Source organism: Pseudoalteromonas sp. Of7M-16, assembly GCF_022347805.1.
In the GTDB taxonomy this organism is placed as follows: domain Bacteria; phylum Pseudomonadota; class Gammaproteobacteria; order Enterobacterales; family Alteromonadaceae; genus Pseudoalteromonas; species Pseudoalteromonas luteoviolacea_F.
In genome coordinates this window covers 16756-34483 of the sequence record NZ_JAKRFY010000024.1, presented here as the reverse complement: position 1 = coordinate 34483, position 17728 = coordinate 16756, and the positions used below count along the sequence as shown (strand labels likewise).

Here is a 17728-nt window from a genome sequence, read left to right as displayed (position 1 = left end):
CTTTTATATTATTTTGGTTAACGCTCGTTATAAATTTTTATTATTAGGTTTATTAATTATTTAATTTTCACTGTTTCTAAAATAGATCCGTTAACACTTTTTTTTATATTTGGTATAGTTTCTTTTTTTATCGAATATGGAATAGTAGTTAAATGTATCAGTTCTTAACTATAATAAATACCAAAGGATATGGTTGGCTAATAAATAGAGGTCGACAATTTTTCCTAGCGGTTTTTTTGATGAATTTAACCGCGTGTGGTGGCAGTTCACATAATGACACCACTCCCCCTTCATTACCTGAGGAGCAAAACAATAAACCCACGGTTTCAATTGTTGGTGACTCTGAAGTTTTTGAGCAAAAACAGCTTATTTTGACGGGCAATGCCAGTGATACAGATGGCAACATTCAGTCTTATCAATGGCATTTTAACGACAATGAATCTTTGCAAGTTGAAGGCAGCGACAAGCGTGAAGTCACAATTCAAAGTAACGATTTAAGTAAAGATCAATCCGTTGAATTTACGTTAACCGTAACAGATGATGATGGGGCTAAGTCTTCGGCAACACACACAGTATTATTCAAAGATACTCCTGCCCCAAGCATTGCCATACAGGGTGATAAGCAGTATGTAGAGCAATCACAATTTGTCTTGACGATTAAAACCTCGCTAGACACAAGCGAGATTGCAGATATAGCTTGGCAACATGACTCGGATCTGGACATTACTTTAACTGAATTAGAGAGATTGAATTTACAGGTTAGCTTGCCAGATATACAAAACGCGACGCTGGTCAATTTTAATGTATCTATTACTGATATACATGGAAAAGTTGTATCGGCAACACATGCGATAGAAGTAACTGCACTAGAAAATGAACAGCCCCAAGTATTAATAGATGGTGCGCAGCAAGCGGTTGAAAAAACAGCGTTTAGTTTGACTGCCAATGCAACTGACACTGATGGAACAATCAAAAGTTACAATTGGACGCATAATTCACAGCTTCAACTAACGTTAGAAGGCAATACAGACGCAACATTATCTGTGATCAGTCCAGACATTCAATCCCAGCATGAAATAAAATTTACAGTCACAGTTGCCGACAATCAAGGTGCATCATCCAGTGCTATGCACTCTATTGTATTGGAGCCAATCAAAGACAGTTTGACTCTGGTTGGTAAGGTAACAGATGCACCGATCGCAAATGCTGCTGTAGAGCTAAACGTTGGCGATGAAACATTTACGACTACAGCTGATGCTGAAGGCGCTTATATGCTGAGCTTTGAAATTGATGAGTCTCTATCTCAAGAGTTAATTAATCTTAGGGCGCTCGGTACGGGTGAGCAAGCACATGTTGAACTTGTGTCGCAGTTAGGTTCTATGGAGCAGCTTAAACATGCGGCAGGTGATGACTTATCATTGAATTCGACAGAATATTTTGATGTTAATATCACCAATGTGACAACCGCAGAAGATGCGTTAATATCAAGAATGAACTCATCAATTACTTCTGATAATCAATTATTAGAAGCCAGACAAAGTATTGAGCCCGCTGAAGTGTTGACGCTTTCGTCCTTATTAAAGGCGGTGATTGACTACGGCGTTGAGCTACCGAGTAACACTGAAACTACCTTGCAGCTTGCGCAGAATAAAGACACGTCAAATGCATTGATAGAATTGTTACAGACCGAATCCCCTGAATTGCTTACACAAATAGAAGAAGAGATCAAAGCTGACGAAACACTGGTAAACCCCGTAGCGTTATCACCACTTGGAGACTACTACTTAGTTGAAGCGAGATACTTAGATGGCATAGGTTTTAAACTGTCTTTTAACGATGATCATACAGGCACTTTAGTTGCAGACGAGAGAATACCATTTGAGTGGCATCAAGATGGCACAGAACTAAAAGTAAGCTTGGCGCATGAGTTTTGGGCTTATAGTAGTAGTTCAAGCCGTTTTGTAGATTTCCAAGCTAAGGAGTTTACATTATCTACTTTTGATAGTGGGGAACATTATTATGCAGTAACTGCAACTTTTAAAAATACCTTAGCGGCAGAGGGGGGTCCCAATCAAATCTCCACTACAGCAAAATTGTTTAAAGCCAAGACTCACCAGTTGTCCAAACACAGTGAGCTATTGGGCACGTGGATTTTAAATTATCGTGATAAATATAAAAATCAGGAATACATAACGATAACGTTGAATGATAATAATGAAGCCATGATGGACTCTATTGGTGTAGAGAGCCATTGGGATATTACCGACAATGTATTACACATTTCAAATGAGAGATACAATTTAGATATTGAGTTAGTTCGTGATATCGATGTTGGGATGCAAGTTGTTGTCAACTCTGGCTTGGCAGAGCTCACTGAGGTGGCGCATGCGGTAATGATAAAAACGCAAGACATCACTTTTGCTGATATTGACTACCAACGCACATGGCAATTAATAAAAAATAAGCATTCCAATAACCGATTCATTATTGATGAAAATGATAACTATCATTTTCGTTGGACGAAAAATATTGAAGGGGAACTCAAAGATGGTATTTTGAATCGTTACAGATATCGTTCGGACTATAGGGAAGTATCATGGTGTGATGTGACCTTACCATATTGTGAAATAAGCTGGACGGACAGTTACAAGCTGCTAGCTATTCATGGTGATAAAATTGCTGTGGAGCAGCGTCATCAAATTGGCGATAGTCAAAGTAGTTTTACGAATCAAAGGCAAATACATATCTTTGAGTTGTCAGATAAAAGCTGGGCGCTCGGCCAATTTGGTACGTCATTTTTAGAGCGCGACGAACTGGCGATACGACATCGTGCAGAAACAAATCTTTATGCACAATCTGAATCAGGTGTTGCTGTTTTGAATTCGCGTCAGCAATGCTCTTTTGTCTCTTCCTATGTTTTAAAATGTAAAAGCATCATTACCTTAAATGATCAGCGGTTTTATGCAGAGTTAGAAGGCGATCTGATAAAACTAACTGCTGTTCTCTCGGATGAAATATCTTACCTTCAGGTGATGGAGGAAACACATGAGCAACTCACGGTATGCCATTTTACCGAAGGACAAGGGTGTACAGCATCGAATCAATATAACTTTAAATATGCTAAGCCTATTCTGGATATTGATTTTAACACCCTAGGTCAGGGGGAGGTTGAAGCTTCCACTGAGGTTGTCAGGTATGGGGAAGTCTTCTCCGTTACAATGACTGCGAATGATGGGCATATCATTGGCAAGGTCAGTGGTTGTGAGGGCACTTTTAGTGAATACGAACCGACATTTGCGCGATATACAATAAAAGATCCCAAAGCAAATTGTACAATAAATACAGAGTTTTATTCTGAAGAGCCGATCAGCGGTGACTTTTTATTGATTGAAGAGTCAGCCCACGAGATACCTTTGAGTACTTATTTTAGCATTGACTCAGCAACCAGTGGCACCTTGTATGGCCTCGATGAGATTAAGCCTTTTAGGTTATATAGGACTGCTGATAAGAGTTATTCGGCTCAGTTAAATAGTTTTGAAACTGTTGTTGTTAAATTAGATGAAAATAATTTAACTGAGGTGCGTGGATTCGATCTGAGTATTGAGGAAGATGGCACATATATAAGCTGGGTTGTTTATGAGCAAGCTAATTATAAAAATTTGGAAAAAAGGAAAGTAATTAATAGCTCTGATTTAGCCACTTTAGATGTTGATGAAAGTTCACTAGTGGGGCGCTGGTATCTTACCTATGGTTATAATAATAAGTGGAGCCTAGAGTCTTCGTTTAATATTGAAACGGGCCTTCCTCATTGGCCATTTGTGCCTATGACCCAGCAGACTGTCATTTTAGAAATTAACGCAGACACAACAGGCAGACTGATCACTGACTTAGATAGCGAATCTGAATCAATAACAGAGCTGTCATGGTCACTTAATGCACAAGGGAAGCTTCATTTAACAACACTGAATGACAGCGACTTTGCTGAAATCTCTTTGTTTGAAGCGCGCTCTGGTGGCTATGCTTTTGCGATAGACAAACTCAGTATGGTGGAATATGGGCGCTACAACAATGATTGGCTTCGCCATGGTTCAGGGCTGATATTTAAAGCGCAGCCAGCGACATCATTTGAAAATGTAGTGGGTCAGTATCGAGCGCCGAAGTTATTGGGCAACTGGGGTTTTGAAATATTCGAAGATGGTACTGTCGTGAGTAAACAGAATCTTTCAAAGCGTATCGCATCTTTGACAGGCGATATGTTATCAATCGCTTATGTTAACAATGTGGAGGTCGACAAGTCAGATCCATATTGTAATTTTGAGTCGCAAGAATGTGAGCTAAAAGAAGGCACAAAATATCAAGTACTCGGTGTACACGGGGACAGGGTTTATGTGAATTTGATATGGGACAGCCTCAATGAAACACGCTTTTTGGTATATGAGTTTAGCCCAGAACCTGCACTTACTGGCTTTGCGCCTCACCAACTCCATGGTCTGTATTTGCATGACCAATTTAACGGCACACCTCGACAATGGCGTTTTGATATAGATGAGCAAACGGGTACGGCGACGTTGTGGATTACCGAAAAAGATGGTGTTAAAACTTACCCGATTGAACTGGTAAATGGGATTATTGTTACAAAAGGACTTTATGAACAGTTTGTATTGAATATACTTTCGAGTGATTCTGAAGGGATCACCGCATGTTGGCGAGCACGTTTTAGTGTTTGCGAGACAGAAAATATCATTAATTTTAGCTACATCCCACCTAAGATAAATGTGACACTCAATATCACTCCGGGCATAGGTTATTCTCATAATTTTAGCTTGGGGTATGTGTTGTTTGGTAGCCATGCTGGTATGACTGTGGCTGCGGGCTATAATACCAGTGCTAAGCTTTCAAGCTTCGATGGTTGTGGCTTAACAATTTTTAGGGAAAGCCCAGGTAGCACCGGTCTTAAAACGTCAATGTTATTTGAAGATTGCGTGCTCAATGTGAATATCGATAAGGACTAAACAGCAAATCGTGAGTTCAGCTTAAAGTGCGGCAACAGGCCGCACTTTTATTTTTAATTGACAAAACCTAGTTCGTAAATACTTGACCAAGTGTAAAAGCAGCTCATTTTCCCGCCAATTACATAAACGTGTGCGTATCAGACGATGCAAAAAGTGATTCTTGCCAATTTTTGACGCTTATACATGACGCACAGTAATTTTCCCTTCAAAGAGTTCAAAAGCATAGTCAATTTGATCTGAATCATGATGAAAGAACAAATATTGCTCAAAGGCTTGAGAAAGAAAAATGTTATGCAGTATTATGCTTGCACTTTCATGGACTCGAAAGTGATTGCAGCCAGTGGGGATGGCACAAAGCAAGAGGAAAAAGATGTATCCGATTGAGTTATTTACACCTTCTAAAGCAATATTTTAGGGGGCGGAACATCATTTAAGGTATTCGCGCCTGCATTCAAGATACCTTAATATTTTGCGTGACTATGTTAGTTACGTTTATTGTCAAACGTACGCCGTATGTCCTGATCCATTCTATCACTCCGCCCTGTCATTTATGCCTGCTTTAAAAGGCCTTGAATCTGTACTTACACAATGATCTTTTTCCTTGATTGGATTTTACTCAGGTAGCCATTTTTTGGCGCGAAGGGACTGGAGTATTGGATTGAAAAAACAAATTCCCATCGAATCTTTAAGAATAGGCATGTATGTCTGTGCCATTGAAGCGCAATGGTTAAAGACCCCATTTTGGTGCCATGCGTTTTTGGTTCAGTCTGATGAGCAAATTACCAAACTCTCGAAATATTGCCGCAGAGTCACAATTGATACCGAGCGGGAAGTGGTGCTTGCTCAAGAAGTAAAACAGGCCCAAAACAACAATAGTATTAAAACAGCAAAGAGTGAAAAGAGGCTGCGTACAGCTTATAACAAGCAAAAAACAATGCATAGTTGCCGCACTGTGCACGGTAAAGGTGTGTCGGTTCTAAACGAGATTTTTAGCGATGTGCGTTTTGGTAAAAGTCTCGATACAGATGCCGCAAAACATGTAGTTACAGAGTTGACGACGCATGTTATCAGCAACACTGATGCCATGCTTTACCTTGCGCAAATGAGGAAAAAGTACAATTGCTTGGCGCAAAAGTCAGTGAACGTGTGCATTTTTAGTCTCGTTTTTGGCAAGCATATAGGCATTGCCAATAAAAAGATGTTGCACCTTGGGTTAGGTGCGCTGTTGCATGACATCGGTATGTTGTACATAACACCTGAAGTACTGGCGCAAAGTCGAACTTTAACTGAGGAGCAGCGACAAAAAATGCAACGGCATCCACAACTTGGCGTCGACATACTGAATAAAGCGCCAGACATACCACAAGATGTAAAAGACATTGTGTTGTGTCATCACGAGCGGATCGACGGGCAAGGGTATCCAAGCGGACTTGCAGAGCGAAAAATGAGTTTACTGACACGTATGGTGGCGATCACATCGGTATATGAAGCCCTGACTCGTCAACGTAGCTATCAACAGATGTATTCACCTATTGAAGCGCTGCAATATCTATACAGTCGGCGGGCGGTGGAATTTGACGAACGCTTGGTGGAAAAGTTCATCCATGCCCTGAGTATTTATCCGATTGGGTGTGTAGTTGAGACCAGCAGTGGTGAAATTGCGCTAGTTGTTAAAGCCTGCAATGAAAATCGTCTAAGACCGACAATAGAGCTGTTGAGTGGTAACAAGTGTGGACACAAGCTGGATTTAAGTGACAAACAACATATGCAAATGGGGATCAAAGCGGTGATATCACCAAGTGATCCTAGGGTTTCTCCAATATTGGAAAAATTAGCAGAGACAGTTTTGTAATAAAGGGAGTAAACATGGCAGCAGAAGAAAATTGTCGTGGGCCTGCATCTGAGTTCGAATGTATTTTGGCCCGACAGCCAATTTGTGACAGAGAATTAAGGTTAGTTGGATACGAGCTGTTATACCGTCCACATTGTCATTCGACGTGCTGTACTGAGCCTGATCCAGAGTATGCGACAGCGCAGGTGATGATCACAGCGATGACTGAGGTAGGTATGGACTTGCTCAATGCGGATGTACCTTGTTTTATCAATATGACTAAAGATGCCTTACATCATGCTCAGTCATTGAGCTTGTCTGCAAGTTCGGTTGTATTTGAAGTCTTGGAAGATGTGGTAATTGATGAGTATTTAGTTAATTCAGTCAAGGCACTGGTTGAGCGAGGCTACACCATAGCGCTCGATGACTTTGTGTACAGTGATGCGGCGATTCCTCTGTTGGAGTGTGCAGACATAGTGAAAGTGGATATTAGAGCATTTAATACACAGGCATTGGTCCACCAAGTCAATTTACTACGGCGCTTTTCAGTGAAATTGTTGGCCGAAAAGGTGGAAACTTGGCAAGAGTATCGAATGTGTAAAAAATTGGGGTTTGAGCTATTTCAAGGGTACTTTTTTGCGTCACCGGAAATGCTCAATGGTAAAAAAACGCCACACAACCGTATTTCTACACTTAGGCTGCTGATAAAACTTAACGATCCAAAGGTCAGCTTTGTCGAGTTAGAAGCCTTGGTGTCTCAAGACCCATTTATTTACTATAAGTTGTTGAGATATATCAATTCTGCTTACACCGGTATGGGTAAGGTCTTTCATGATATTAAATCAATTTTGATCTTTTTGGGTTTGGAGCAGTTGCGTACTTTGGTTTGTATTATGGCGCTCAGTCGCATGACAGATAAACCGCCCATGTTGTTTTTATTGATGTTGCAGCGCGCCAAGTTTTGCGAATTAATGGCTGTGCAGCAGCGGCTGACGAGAACGCAGCGCAACGCCTATTTTACCACTGGCCTGTTTTCTTTGCTGGAAACTTGTTTAGACATTCCGGCTCAACAGTTGTTTCATCATATTCCCCTATGTGGTTCAGTCAAAACAGCGATATTAAAAAAGCAGGGTCATGGGGGCAAGGTATTACAGTGCGCTATTGCCATTGAGTGCCAACAACAGTTTGATTACGCCTGTTGTAATGTCACTGAGCAAACAGTTAAAGCTTGCCATTATGAAGCAGTTAATTGGGCCTACAAACAAATGAACAGTGTATTGCTATCAAGCGAAACATGAACGCATAACAGTTAGGCACAGGTGCAAAGATAATGAAAAATTACCTGACTTCGGTGTTATTGATTTTGCTTTTTGGCTGTACAGATAACGAATCACATCAGCATCCTACATTTAAAACTGGTAAACAATTGTTCGCACATCATTGCCAAGGGTGTCATGGAGAGAGAGGGCAAGGAAACTTTCTTAAGGGGGTTCCTGCTAACGTAAAGACCCAGAAAACGCAAATAGAACTGATCGCATGGTTAAAAAATAGCGAGCGAATACCAAGAGCTATGCCTTCATTTGAAGAAATGACTGATGCAGAAGCTGTACTCATAATTGAACATTTGAACTATCTGAAATTAAACTATCAAACGGCTATGGAGAAAAGGTTAAACAATGACAGAGTCCATCACTAATCCATTACAAAATATGGGCTTATGTGCTTACTCGAAGGAACAGTATGGGAAGTTTTTCTTGGCATTTAGAAATACTGAACAAGATGTATTTGTGATCACTGAATTGGCGAAAGTTAATGGCGGGCCTGGGGTTAAATACCGTATCCAGTTGCCTCAAGAGAACAAAATTCGCTTTAAAAGCAGCATGCTATCAAAAACCAAATCGTACTATTCGGCGAAAGTCGAGTTTGAAGGTTGTTATCACAATGGAGATGGTGAGTTAGTTATTAACATGGTCGTCTTGAGGTTATTTAATTTACCGGAGGAAACCAGCCACGCTATCTTGCGACATCCTAAATTTGAACAGGCGCATATACAAATTCCAGTCCACATCAGATTGGAAGATGATAGGGTTTATCTGCTGTTAGACAGTGCGTATGATTTAGAGGTGCTTGATGCCGATAAGGCGTACAATTGCTTTTTCAGGGTTAAAAAAACGGCTTGGGCGTGTTTTTAGCCGGGCATTTTTTCAATCTCATTAAACTTGAGTGAGTAAATATGGATATAAGCTTTAAAGTTGCCACAATAGAAGACTGCGAAATAATTGCAAAAATGGTTGTACAGCTGACTACTGAAATTTGTCAGTTAACGTGTACACAGCATTTTGATATAGATTTAAAAAGCACTGCTAGGCGTTGTCTTACGCTCCTGAGTGAAGGGCATTATTTTGCAATCATAGGGTTTTATCAAAACGAGCCGATTGCAGTGGCAACGATGACTGAGACTTACGCACTGTATGCGGGAGGAAAAATAGGGGTTGTTCAAGAGTTTTATGTGTCTGATGCGTATAGGTCTGGCGGCGTAGGTTCTATGTTGATAGAGCAAGTACAGGCATATGGTTACGAACGTAGCTGGTCTTGTCTTGAGCTTTGTACTCCACCTTTACCAGAGTTTGAACGCACATTGAGCTTTTACAAACGCAATGGCTTGGTGCCAGTTGGTGGAAGAAAAATGAGACAAATGTTTGCATAGCCTTTTACACAAAGTCCAATTGGATTAAGGAAAACGCCAAAACACCAATTTTCACCCATCTATTTTAATGACAAGGACTAACAGTAACTCTAAATAGTGCTGAACGTTAGTTACTTTGTCATTCAATCTATAACCACGTTTAGCCACATGGTCAAGCAAGGTATTTTGTTTGTTTTTTATCAATAATGATGCACAAATATTCAATTGGTGATTCTGAAGTGATAGTATCGCCTTTTTGGGAACGTTATCCGTATAGCTAGTTTGTAGCAAGAAACACGCGTTCTTATTGTGTAAATCGCACGACAAAGAGTAAATAAATTATGCATAAAGCTGCTATTGCGCTGGCGTTACTATCATTAGTGGGCTGTTCGGCTACTTATCAACCTTTGACCGGTACATACGGCTATGTTGTTATTCCTAAGAATGATATTCACCATATTGAATACCACGGTACAGACAAGGGTTTTGTTGAGAATAGTTGGTTACAAGCGGCAAATGAAACCTGCCCTAGCGGTTTTGAAACTTTGTCAAAAACTGAAGACGTGATCCGCGGCACAGTTAAATCACCAGTCGCAGGCCAAATGGTAAACTTAGGCACTCAAGATGTAATTTTGTTGGGTAAAATAAAATGCCGTGTTCAAGAGGCTGGTTCGTCTGTTTTAACAGACTTCGCTTGGCAAGAATCAAGTGCTCAGCAGGTTGATTATTTTAGTCATGCCTATGTTGCCAAAAAAATAGAAATGCGCCATGACCAAGTTCGGTTTATAGGCTCAGCACCAACGACAAAGGTGATTGAATATCTAGATTGGAAGTTTGGTAAAAGCGTTGCTGAAGTTGACGATAATGGACTTAAAACCAAAGTATGGTTAAATAGAAATACAGTATTAACCAGCGCGGTGGCGGTGACCTATAAAGATGAATGCCCGAATGTTGTGAAAATATTACCGCCAATTTCGGTAATGCTCCTTGGTGGTGCAAATAACAGTAAAAATTTAGAAAAAGTCGCCGTGATGTCGAATGGTATTTACAAAGCCTACCCTAAATGCACAGATCCCTTGCTAAAGTAAATTAACAGCACTTACATAAACCTTAATTAATAGGAGTGTTTTGATGGAGTTAAAACAAATTGTTGAAAACTGGGTTGCTGCGTTTAATCGCGGTGACGCTGATGCAATTGCTGAATTTTACTGTGACAACGCAGTAAACCATCAAGTTACAAATGATCCTATTATTGGTAAAGAAGCCATTAAACAAATGTTTGCAAGCGAGTTTGCTACGGCAGATATGTTCTGTATTGTGGAAAATATATTCCAAGATGGTCAATGGGTTATTTTAGAGTGGAAAGATCCCATTGGGCTGCGAGGCTGCGGCTTTTTTCAGTTTGAAAATGAGTTAATTACTTTTCAGCGGGGGTATTGGGATAAATTGAGCTTTCTTAAAGCACACAACTTGCCTATTCCCCAATAGATGCCAAGCCTGCCAGATACTGTAAAGCGGAGCGAGCATACAGATTTATGTATATTTTAAGTTGGTCGCAAAAACACCGAGAGCAGCATGCGAAAGTCAGATAAAAAATTAGAAAAAAATATTGTTTTAGCTTTAACCGAAGCTTGTGATGATGCACTTAAGCGCTATAAAGGATTTGAATGGCTTACTCACGCCGTCAATTTTCAGTGTTTTCCAGAGAGCTTATCTATCGTGTGCGTATTTGATACCCATGAAAGTCTAGTATACACCCTTGCAGATGATAAAGGCGATCAATTGAAAGCCTCAATTGAAGCTAAACTTTTGTCATTTGGTATTAAAGCAAAAGGCGTAAAAAAACGCATCGTATTTGATACAGAGGAAGCCTGTAATACTGAACATGACGGTAACTGGAAACGGAGACTGGAAGGGTTACAAAATGCACATCATGTGTAGACATAACTGTTAAGCGTTTTAATGAATATATAGTGAATTGGAGAAAAGTAATGTCTAGTGAAAAAGAAAAATATCAGAAAAGGCTCTCAATTATAGGTGCAATTGGTTTCCCTTTTTATCTTATTTTTGCACTTGGGGCTGCCGCTCACTTTAAAGGCAATGCGGTTATCCCTTTACTTCAAGATCCTGAAATGGCATTTAAAGCGTTTATTGTGGGAGCTGTCGGCGCAGCCATTGATATCACCCTAGCAGTATACACTGCGCTCAAAATTAAAAAGCTGAGCTAAAAAGATAAAAAAGCGTGTTTAGTTGAACGATATAAACTCAACTTTTGAAAAGGACATGGACTTTTTTGTTAAGTATATTCAAATAGTTGAATAAATGTATTATTGTTCGTGAGCAATAACTCCAAAGGAAAAGATGAACATTATGACTTCAGAAATTAACAATGAAAGTGTGTCTGAAAACTATCTAGGGTTTTGGGCAAGGTTTGGCGCCAGTTTTATTGATAGCATAATGTTGCTGCTTATCACAATCCCACTCATATATTCAATTTATGGCGGTGATTACTGGACCTCAAGGGAGATCATATTAGGGCCAGCCGAATTACTGATTAACTACGTTTTGCCTATTGCGGCAATTATCTTATTCTGGTTATACAAATCGACTACGCCAGGGAAAATGGTTTACAAGGCAAAAATAGTGGATGCAAAGACAGGTCGAGCTCTATCTGCCCGGCAGTCAATAATCAGGTATATAGCCTATTATGTGTCTTTGCTCCCGTTCGGTTTGGGCTTTTTTTGGGTGGCTTGGGACCCCAAAAAACAGGGGTGGCATGACAAATTGGCTGGCACTGTGGTTGTTCGAGAGCCAAATAATGAAATCTAGTAACCATGGCGATAAATAGCAGATGTGCTATGTGATCTCGCACACCTGCTAAAAATGTGAATAATAGTTCGGGCAGAAAGGTGTGTTTGAACTGTGCTGACGCCGACAATACATTTTAACCAAAGTGCGGTAATAGGAACAGATTGGATGATTTATGCAATTATTACATTGGTAATTTGGGCGCTTTTAGTTGCCTACGAAGTTGAGTTTGTGAAGAGAACCGCAGAAGATTTACCGTCTGAAAGCGCTCACAGTATATTGCCCCCAGAGTTAACTGAAGTGAGACGAGCATTAACGGATAGCTCACCTTTGGCCATGCTGGTAAGTGAGCGTAGAAAGAAAGTATATTCTGGACTTATTTGGTGTAAAAGGCTGGCTTTTTTAGCAGCATTCGTTGCAATCGGTTATTTACAATTACTAAAATAGAACGTAAAAGCTTATTTAGCTTTATGTATATTTATAGATATATTGGTACGAGTTTAAACTGCACTTACTGTAATGAGTAAAGTGAAAGGCCAATTTTATTTTCTCATCCCTTCATCTTGACTGAAAGAGTTAGATTCGTAAATCTTTGCTGTATATTGCTATAGGGTTTATACATGTCATTATTAAAGCTATTACTTTTTGCTGTTTTTGTGCTTCAAATTGTGCTTTTGGACCTAGCACTTTATATACCGAGCATCGTTATCGCAGCCTCATGTATGCTTTATTTTTTAAAAAGATATAATGCACTATCTCACATGGGGTTAGCAGCCCTTGGTTTGTGCTTGAGCTACGGCTTTTTATCAATAAGGGATGTAATGACAACCTCTTTTCAGTATTGGAGAATTCGCAGTGTTTGGCCACAGGATATAACAAGCTGACACACTTATATGCAACCACTCGGAATGGGGTAGGACCTTATATTCTATTGGTCTCTTTTACTGTGGGATCATTTGCTAATGGCTGCCTTAGGCTGATTATGGAACTCAAGGAGACGCGTCATTGACGCTGCCCATTGTGCCCTCTAAGTGTATTAAGCAATTGAAATGATGTTGAAATTGTATTCGCTTATTCGGGGGGCATGAGCTGAATAAACAAAGCCGAAGTACAATGACTTCGGCTTTTTGGTTGGGAGATTAGTCTAAACCTCTGTTGCGAAGTAGCGCATCAGTAGTTGGTTTTCTGCCTCTAAAGCCTTGATATGCCTCAAAGTAATCTAGAGTATCACCACGGCTATAGATAAATTGATACAGGCGCTCAGCGGTTTCTTTATCGAAGATATCTTTTTTCTCTAAGAATGCGTCAAAGCCGTCTGCATCTAAGATTTCAGACCACATATACGCATAGTAAGCTGATGAATATCCACCTGCGAAGATGTGACCAAAGTGCGTGCTGCGGTGGCGCATGATAATTTCTTCAGGTTTACCATAATCGCCTAGGACTTTGTTTTCAAAAGCACGAACGTCTAGATCTTTTACATCAGTCAGTTGGTGGTAGGCCATATCCACAAGGGCAGATGCGGTAAATTCTACCGTTGCAAAACCTTGGTTAAAAGTACCTGCTTGCTTGATACGTTCAAGCAGCTCTGCTGGCATTGGCTCATTGGTCTTGTAATGTAGAGCAAATTTTTTCAGCATTTCAGGTTGTGCAATGAAGTGCTCGAATAACTGTGCTGGGAATTCAACCCAGTCACGCGGTACGCTGGTACCAGCCAGTGTCGGGTAAGTTACGTTTGATAGCAAACCGTGCAATGCGTGACCAAATTCATGGAATAGGGTAACCGCGTCAGAGTAGCTCATTAATGTTGGCTCACCCTCTGCAGGCTTGTTCAAGTTCATGTTATTTAGGATCAGTGGTTTAACGTCGCCAGCAAGTTTCTGCTGTGAACGGAAAGAACTCATCCACGCACCTGAACGTTTAGTTGAACGTGCATAGTAATCGCCGTAGAACAAGCCAATTGCTTTACCTGACTTATCTTGAACTTCCCATACACGTACCACAGGGTTGTATACAGGAATGTCTGTACGCTCAACAAATTTAAGACCGAATAAACGCTCAGCTGTATAGAATTGTGCTTCGATCATGTTGTTCAGCTCGAAGTATTCGGCGATTTGACCTTGGTCTAGATCAAATTTGGCTTTGCGTACTTTTTCAGCATAATAACGCCAATCCCACGGCTCTAGCTTGTGAGTGACACCCTCAGCAGCCATCAACTCTTGGATCCATTCGCGCTCTTGTTCCGCTTTAGCAACCGCTGGCTCCCACACTTTTAGCAATAGATCCATTGCCGTTTCAGGTTTGCTTGCCATTGAATTGGTTAATACATATTCAGAATGATGTTTGTAACCAAGTAGCTGAGCGCGTTTTGCACGCAGCTCGACAATTTCAGCAATAATGGCTTTGTTATCAAACTCGTTGTCGTTGTCACCACGGTTTGCCCAGCCTTTGAAAGCTTTTTCGCGTAGATCGCGACGGTCTGAAAACTCAAGGAAAGGTTGAACACTTGAGCGATTCAAGGTAATAACATACTTACCCGGCAAATCTCGAGCAGCAGCGGCTGCAGCGGCAGCGTCGCGCTGTGTTTGTGGTAACCCAGCAAGATCAGACTCTTCTAAAACCATGGTAAATGCACGAGAGTCATTCAGTGCGTTTTGACCGAACTCAGTCGTAAGTGCAGAGATACGCTCATTGATTTTCGCAAACTCCGCACGCTGTTCACCTGTTAACTTGGCACCTGAACGAACAAAGCTATTGTAAACGCGCTCAAGTAGACGTGTTTGCTCTGCATTCAGTAGCGCTGATTTTCGATTGTCATATACCGCTGCTACGCGCTTGAACAATGCTTCATTCATACGAATTTCACTGCGATGACGTGTCAGCATAGGTGAAATTTCGCGTTGCAATGACTGCATCTCATCGTTTGACTCAGTATTTGCTAGGTTACCAAATACTAGGGCAACTTTTGTCAGTGTTGAGCCCGCAAGCTCCATTGCCGCAATGGTGTTGTCAAAGTCAGCAGGGCGCTCATTCTCAGTAATTGCATCGATTTCTTTTTTGTGTTCAACAATTGCTTGTTTAAATGCTGGTAAGAAGTGCGCTGTTTGAATGTCGCCAAGCGGTGGTGCACCAAACGGGGTATTCCATTCTTGGAAGAATGGATTTTGCGAAATGTCTTTTGTTGAAGTCGCTTTTGCTGACGCTTTGTCGGTTGCTTCTACTTGGGTTGTTTGTTTTTCAGGTGCATCTGAACAACCGTTCAGTAACATTGCAGCCGAAATGGCCAAAGCCAAATGGGTTTTTCTTAACACTGGATTTCCCCTAATAAAGGTAGTGAAACTTAATATTTTTTGTTGTTATCAAATGATACAGTATAACAATACTACATTGTTGGCATTTATCGCATAAATTTAACAGTTGAACTGAAATATTACTTATTAGGTACAATTTGTGCTTAAACAATTCTCATTACAACCAGCTTAAAAGGCTAATAATCTTGCAATCCTGAGCAGAAAATGAGGTAAATTGCAGCGTTTATGCTGACTTTTTTCACGAATAGGCTCAATTAAACTCGTCATTTAGTCACGATTATTTTTTTATTAAATCGTGAATTACACCTGTATTAATATACAGTTGTTGTGGTAGGGTGTGTCCAAACCAAAAACAATACAAAGGAAAAGGCATGCTTAAGGAATTAGACCCAAAAGAACCAAAGGACTTTGACTTCATCATTGGCGACTGGCAGGTTAAGCACCGCCGTTTAAAAGATATTTTAAATGGTTCGGATGAATGGATTGAATTTGAGGGAAAATCATCAACCGCCAAAACGCTAGGAGGGCTTGGCAATGTAGAAGACAACCTTTTGCATATGCCCAGTGAGTCTGTTAGAGCTAAAGCGATACGCTCGTACAATGACAAATCAAAGGAATGGTCCATTTGGTGGTTAGATGGGCGCAATCCAATGGCAATGGATACTCCTGTGGTTGGGCGATTTATAGACGGTATCGGACACTTTTACGCCGACGAAACTTATAATGGCTTGGCGGTAAAAGTAAGGTTTATTTGGGATTCGACAACGCCAGAAAAGCCGACGTGGCAACAAGCATTTTCCAAAGACAATGGTGAAACATGGGAAGTGAACTGGCAGATGGAGTTTAGCCGGATAGAGTAACAGATAAACTCAGTGCGAATATTTTGCACTTAAAGGCCAAGGGAGTGAATATATTTTTACTCCCACTCCGAGTGGCGATTATTTTGTGACATAAACTCTTTTGTGTTCAAAATGGAGCGTGAGTTAATTATCATATGAATAAGTATTAGTTAACTCGTAACTGCTGTACGTTTGCTACCATAGGCCACTTTAGCTTGTTTAATTTTGAAACAGGCATGGTTGTACTGAGACGTAGTGTCTAAATTATCACTTCTTTAAAAACGCAAGAAAACGTATCATATCGCGATTGAATTGGTCATTAAGGCCTTTACCCTCTATCCGTATCAGAGAAAAATGACGTTAAAAAACATAACCTTGTGCATTTTCATTGTAAGTCTTTTGACTGCTTGTCAGTCCACAAATAATAGACTCCAGCAAACTAAATCAATCAATTTAATACAGGCAAGCCTTGTAGATATCCCCGGCGGGACGTATGTGATGGGGTGCAGTGCTGGGGATTTAGAGTGTGAAGAAAATGAAAAGCCAGCTCATCCAAGAAAAATACCTAGATTTAAGATGATGAAACACGAACTTACATGGGAAATGTATTTACCGTGTATTGAAGCAGGAGTTTGTGATGACAACCGATATTATCGATTTCGACATCAAATGAATGAACCTGTTGCAATAATACGCTGGAATGACATAACAGAGCAGTTTCTACCTTGGTTAAATCAAAACCAAAAGGCACGTTTTAGATTGCCCTCTGAAGCTGAGTGGGAATATGCGGCTCGAGCAGGAAGTGAATCTAAGTATAGTTGGGGAAATACTCGCAGCGGCGCACATGCAAATGGCAATAATAGAGCGCTTTGGCCTGAAGATGGGAATATGGAGATAGGCGCGGTGATGTCCTACATGCCCAACGCATTTGGTTTGTATGACATGCACGGTAATGTTTGGGAGTGGGTGCAAGATTGTTGGCATGAACAAGAATATCAAAACAAACCAAGTTCAAGCGGAGCAAATGAGTTAAGGGGTGAAAAATATGAAAAGTCAGGGGTTTGCAAGCGCAGAGTTACTCGAGGTGGCGCTTGGCAAGGAAAATCTTATCGCTTGCGCTCTTCATTCAGGTATTTTCTCTATGCAAACTCGGCTTTTACAGACGTTGGATTTAGATTAGTGCAGGAGCCGGTGGAAGGCACACCCAGTCAGAACTAAACGTTGAAGCGTACCAATGCAAT

General features: G+C 40.6%; 16 protein-coding genes. 15 read left to right on the top strand and 1 reads right to left on the bottom strand.

The features are described 5' to 3' along the window. The first annotated feature begins 239 nt into the window (after positions 1 to 239). From MHN81_RS20940 to MHN81_RS20880, 13 genes are all read left to right on the top strand, one after another. A complete protein-coding gene (locus tag MHN81_RS20940) occupies positions 240 to 5012 on the top strand; it encodes an REJ domain-containing protein (RefSeq protein WP_239426614.1) in 4773 nt (1590 codons plus the stop codon). Positions 5013 to 5255: 243 nt separating this feature from the next. Further along, positions 5256 to 5396: a hypothetical protein gene (locus tag MHN81_RS20935; RefSeq protein WP_155250826.1), complete on the top strand. Its 141-nt coding sequence runs from the start codon at positions 5256 to 5258 to the stop codon at positions 5394 to 5396. Between the two features lie 274 nt (positions 5397 to 5670). Next, complete coding sequence (locus MHN81_RS20930) at positions 5671 to 6864, top strand: HD domain-containing phosphohydrolase (protein ID WP_239426613.1); 1194 nt, start codon at positions 5671 to 5673, stop codon at positions 6862 to 6864. Between the two features lie 14 nt (positions 6865 to 6878). Then, a complete protein-coding gene (locus MHN81_RS20925; RefSeq protein WP_239426612.1) occupies positions 6879 to 8141 on the top strand; it encodes an EAL domain-containing protein in 1263 nt (420 codons plus the stop codon). Positions 8142 to 8173: 32 nt separating this feature from the next. Beyond that, positions 8174 to 8539: a cytochrome c gene (locus tag MHN81_RS20920; protein ID WP_023401949.1), complete on the top strand. Its 366-nt coding sequence runs from the start codon at positions 8174 to 8176 to the stop codon at positions 8537 to 8539. Beyond that, positions 8520 to 9035 (top strand): hypothetical protein, encoded by a 516-nt coding sequence (locus MHN81_RS20915; RefSeq protein ID WP_239426611.1) that lies wholly within the window; start codon positions 8520 to 8522, stop codon positions 9033 to 9035. The genes MHN81_RS20920 and MHN81_RS20915 overlap by 20 nt, the downstream gene beginning before the upstream one ends. Positions 9036 to 9076: 41 nt before the next feature. Then, entirely contained in the window at positions 9077 to 9550 is a 474-nt protein-coding gene (locus MHN81_RS20910) for a GNAT family N-acetyltransferase (RefSeq protein WP_023401951.1), read from the top strand. Between the two features lie 320 nt (positions 9551 to 9870). Then, entirely contained in the window at positions 9871 to 10617 is a 747-nt protein-coding gene (locus tag MHN81_RS20905) for a hypothetical protein (protein ID WP_023401952.1), read from the top strand. Positions 10618 to 10660: 43 nt separating this feature from the next. Beyond that, the gene (locus tag MHN81_RS20900; RefSeq protein WP_239426610.1) at positions 10661 to 11017 is read left to right on the top strand and encodes a nuclear transport factor 2 family protein; all 357 of its coding nucleotides are present in this window, start codon (positions 10661 to 10663) and stop codon (positions 11015 to 11017) included. A gap of 87 nt (positions 11018 to 11104) precedes the next feature. Beyond that, positions 11105 to 11470 (top strand): hypothetical protein, encoded by a 366-nt coding sequence (locus tag MHN81_RS20895; protein ID WP_023401954.1) that lies wholly within the window; start codon positions 11105 to 11107, stop codon positions 11468 to 11470. 50 nt (positions 11471 to 11520) lie between these two features. Continuing rightward, positions 11521 to 11757, top strand: a complete 237-nt coding sequence (locus MHN81_RS20890; protein WP_023401955.1) for a hypothetical protein — start codon at positions 11521 to 11523, stop codon at positions 11755 to 11757. A gap of 142 nt (positions 11758 to 11899) precedes the next feature. Then, complete coding sequence (locus MHN81_RS20885) at positions 11900 to 12358, top strand: RDD family protein (protein WP_239426609.1); 459 nt, start codon at positions 11900 to 11902, stop codon at positions 12356 to 12358. Between the two features lie 147 nt (positions 12359 to 12505). Further along, positions 12506 to 12784, top strand: coding sequence for a hypothetical protein (locus tag MHN81_RS20880; protein ID WP_023401957.1), 279 nt, complete (start codon positions 12506 to 12508; stop codon positions 12782 to 12784). A 692-nt stretch (positions 12785 to 13476) separates the two neighbouring features. Here MHN81_RS20880 and MHN81_RS20875 read toward each other — a convergent pair. Then, positions 13477 to 15648, bottom strand: a complete 2172-nt coding sequence (locus tag MHN81_RS20875) for a M3 family metallopeptidase (protein WP_239426608.1) — start codon at positions 15646 to 15648, stop codon at positions 13477 to 13479. Between the two features lie 371 nt (positions 15649 to 16019). On the opposite strand from MHN81_RS20875, the gene MHN81_RS20870 reads away from it, so the two are divergent. Beyond that, a complete protein-coding gene (locus MHN81_RS20870; RefSeq protein WP_023401960.1) occupies positions 16020 to 16508 on the top strand; it encodes a hypothetical protein in 489 nt (162 codons plus the stop codon). Positions 16509 to 16841: 333 nt separating this feature from the next. Further along, positions 16842 to 17705 (top strand): formylglycine-generating enzyme family protein, encoded by an 864-nt coding sequence (locus MHN81_RS20865; RefSeq protein WP_036977329.1) that lies wholly within the window; start codon positions 16842 to 16844, stop codon positions 17703 to 17705. The last annotated feature ends 23 nt before the right edge of the window (positions 17706 to 17728 follow it).